Raw genomic sequence first — 3,763 nt, forward strand, 5'->3', positions numbered from 1 at the left:
TGTTAAGGGGTGAGCAACGCAATACCAAAGCCTCCGCATACCACCTTAAACACAAAAACCAACGTATAGTGAAAATGCCACGCGTTGCGAATCCCTCTTGAACAGTTTGTTATGTAGCAATGCTCGCAAGGACACAAACCAAGAATGCAGGCACCCCAGCTATGAGCAGTTTGATACAAAAGACTGTATTTTCTGAGAACCGCTCATCATCGATTTCGTCCGCAACACTACGGTCAACCATTGAGTCTGTAACTCTGTCAACCTTGTCGTCAGACTGCCCCATACCACCCAGAGGTGGATACAAGAAAAATAAGGCTGTCGTTCCCCATAAAAATAGAACGATGAAAAATGCGTAGTCCGAAACAAACCTAAGTCCAAAGAAGCCTGTAGACATCTCAAGAGCAACAACTATTAGGGCTGCTATTACATTTGCAACCACTACAAATCGTACTAAACCGAGCATTTATACTCCATTCCTTACCTAGCTACATAACATTCTTAATAACAGGCCGGCTCGTTTTCCCTCCAACCTAACTTACAATCAATCTAACATAAACCATTAAAAAATAAAGAATATACATAAATTTTATTATTTTACCTTCACATAAAAACGAGCCGGCCTGTTATCACTTTTTACGTAGCATGTTATCTTGGGGAGTTCTTGCTTCAACTTACCTATTAACAACGACTTACTAATTGATCTGCCGACAAAATGAGCCACTACTCCTGATAAAAAAAGTCGTTTTTCATACTCAAACTCCTTCTAACACCAATAAACTGTATAAAAAACAGTTTTGGGAGGTGGGAAATGGCAAGCAAATTCATTGAAGAAATCCGTAGACACATGCGAATGCGAGGCTATAGTCTCAAAACAGAAAAGGCCTATATATACTGGATAAAATACTTCATTCGCTTTAATAAGCTAAAGTATCCTCAAGATATGGGAACGACTGAGGTAACAGCCTATCTGTCTTATCTTGCTAATGAACAACACGTCGCTATCAACACTCAAAAAGTCGCGCTTAATGCGATTGCGTTCCTTTACAACCAGTTTTTACAAAGACCGCTTGGTGATCTAGGTTTTACTTATGCTAAAAAGCAGCGCAAGGTTCCGAGCGTACTTACGCCAAATGAAGTCCAACTGATACTGTCACACCTTTCTGGTGTTAATCACATCATTTTTTCTCTGTTGTATGGTTCTGGACTTAGAGTTAATGAGTGTTTGAGAATTAGAGTTCAAGATCTTGATTTACAAAACCTATCTTTAACCGTGCGAGATGGGAAAGGAAAAAAGATCGCGTAACTTTACTTAGCCCAACGTTAATTGGTTCTCTTCAATTGCAAATTCAGAAAGCGTCAAAAATACAAGAAGAAGATATCAAACAAGGCATCGGTCCCTCGCTTCCACACGCCCTTGGTAAAAAGTACCCGAACGCTTTTAAACAAATTGCTTGGATGTTTATCTTTCCTTCTTTAAGCATCTGTCGGCACCCACTGACTAATAAGCTTTGTCGGCATCATTTACACGATTCTGCACCAAGAAAGGCTCTCAAACGAGCGGTGCAACAGGCTAAAATCTTTAATAAACGAATAACATGCCATACCTTCCGTCATAGCTTCGCTACCGAACTGCTGCGCTCGGGGCAAGATATTCGTACAGTCCAAGAGCTATTAGGACATTCAGATGTAGCGACGACACAAATCTATACCCATGTTATTGGCGAACATTTTGCGGGTACTGTAAGCCCACTAAATAAAATCTTTATTGAAAACTATAAGGAAAACCAATGATCCTTGCCATGAACCAAACATAAGAAAAATTAGGGCTTATTTGGAACAGATACTTGAGTGGAGTAAACAATCTAAATTGCTTTGGGGCATTTTTGAGTTTAGTAAGGCCAACAAAGGTGGTTCTTATCTTTATCACGAACTAGGGCTCTACTCATTTTTATCACACCGGAAGTAGGATGTTCCCCAACCGAAACTTAAAACATTGCTCTGTATTTGAACGCCCATTACACTGTATATAAACACAGTTTAATAAGGATTCATTATGTCTGTTAGAAATCTGAAAGACGGCTCAAAAAAACCATGGATATGCGAGTGCTACCCCAGCGGGCGAGATGGAAAGCGTATAAGAAAGCGCTTTGCCACCAAAGGAGAAGCGACAGCATTTGAACACTTCACGATGAGTGAGGTGAACGATAAGCCGTGGTTAGCTGATAAGGTCGACAATCGCAGGTTGAAGGACTTGCTTGATACCTGGTGGGAAGTTCACGGCCATACGGTGAAAACAGGTCAGAACTCATATCATCTTATGGCTAAAACGATCACCATGCTCAATAACCCAATAGCACATCTATTTACGAAAAAAGACTATTTGGCCTATCGCGCCAATCGTGTGTGCTACCATCGTAACCACCCAAATGTAGCTATCTCATCATCTACTCAAAACATCGAACTAAAAACCTTACGTTCAATGTTTAATCGACTGATCAAGTATGATGTATGGAAATTACCGAACCCTTTAGCGGATATTGAACTCGTCAAAATTGCAGAGAAAGAACTTAGCTACTTAACAAAAGAGCAAATACCTACCGTTCTTAGAACTTTAGCTGCCGATGGCAGCCTTCCAGCAAAACAGATTCATGTTGTCGCTAAAATCTGTTTGGCTACTGGATGCCGTATAGGAGAGGCTCTTTCACTCAAACATTCTCAAATAACAAAATACAAGCTGACTTTCACTGAAACGAAAGGTAAAAAGAATCGATCCGTCCCTATTTCCCCTACTCTGTATGAAGAGATCTTAAAGAACTCAGTAAGTAGTCACGCCATATTCAATGTCAATTACAAAAAGGCTTGGATGTGTGTTAAACGAGCATTACCAAACCATGTACCCGCAGGACAAGCCACTCACGTTTTTCGACATACCTTTGCTAGCCACTTTATGATGAATGGTGGCGATATTTTGGTGTTACAGCGTATTTTGGGTCACCAGAAGATAGAGCAAACTATGACTTATTCGCACTTCGCACCAGAGCACTTAATACAAGCCGTTGAACTAAATCCACTAGAAAATTAGTGGCGACAAAGTGGCGGCAAATCTCGGTTATAGTCTGATTTAGTCGTCTTTTCTCGTCTTTTCATGCTTCCCAAAAAACAGGCAAAACCAACAAAATCAGAAACTTACAACAATTTAGCGTCAATATCGATAAAACTGGGGGATAGATTCCTCACATTACGCAGTTTTTGTAACTGCTCAGCTCGAAATGCTGTCACTTGATATTGATGATCCATCTCATCCCCCATTTATTCGTATTTACGTTTCGCGCAGTAAACTAGCGTGTGTAGGTTACCGTCAATCTTGCTTTGTCTAACGCCATGCTGTTCAGTGTAAAGCCCACGACAGCTGACGGTGTATTCTCATCAAGGTTTAGCTTATCAGTTGGTAACGCCCAAACAGTGAATTGATAACGATGCATGCCGTCTTTCTCTGGAGGGCAAGCACCACCAAAGCCAATGGTTCCGTAATCGATGCGACCTTCTTTACCACCTAGCTTTGCAATATCCACAGCACGAGGCAGTTCATTGACCGTTGTCGGAATATCGAATGCGACCCAATGCCAGAAACCACTTTCGGTTGGTGCATCTGGGTCATAAGCAGTAATAGCGAAACTTTTAGTCCCCTCTGGCACATCTTTCCACATTAATTGTGGAGACAAATTATCGCCATCACATCCCCAACTAGAATATTCAAAAGTCT

Annotated in this window: 3 protein-coding genes and 1 pseudogene; 2 read left to right on the top strand and 2 right to left on the bottom strand. The window is 41.0% G+C overall.

Translation table 11 applies throughout. From position 1 onward, the window contains the following. Window positions 1-109: 109 nt before the first annotated feature. Window positions 110-463, bottom strand: a complete 354-nt coding sequence (locus ACTRWI_RS22060; protein WP_499133843.1) for a hypothetical protein — start codon at window positions 461-463, stop codon at window positions 110-112. 345 nt (window positions 464-808) lie between these two features. Between ACTRWI_RS22060 and ACTRWI_RS22065 the strand changes: the two are divergent. Both ACTRWI_RS22065 and ACTRWI_RS22070 read left to right on the top strand, forming a co-directional pair. Beyond that, a pseudogene (locus ACTRWI_RS22065) lies at window positions 809-1,791 on the top strand (integron integrase). 262 nt (window positions 1,792-2,053) lie between these two features. Next, the gene (locus ACTRWI_RS22070) at window positions 2,054-3,082 is read left to right on the top strand and encodes a phage integrase (protein ID WP_499133844.1); all 1,029 of its coding nucleotides are present in this window, start codon (window positions 2,054-2,056) and stop codon (window positions 3,080-3,082) included. 256 nt (window positions 3,083-3,338) lie between these two features. Here ACTRWI_RS22070 and ACTRWI_RS22075 read toward each other — a convergent pair. After that, the coding region (locus ACTRWI_RS22075; protein ID WP_499133845.1) for a YbhB/YbcL family Raf kinase inhibitor-like protein at window positions 3,339-3,763 on the bottom strand (425 nt) is incomplete at its 5' end.

This window comes from Pseudoalteromonas sp. G5_S1_14_S5, from assembly GCF_054968605.1.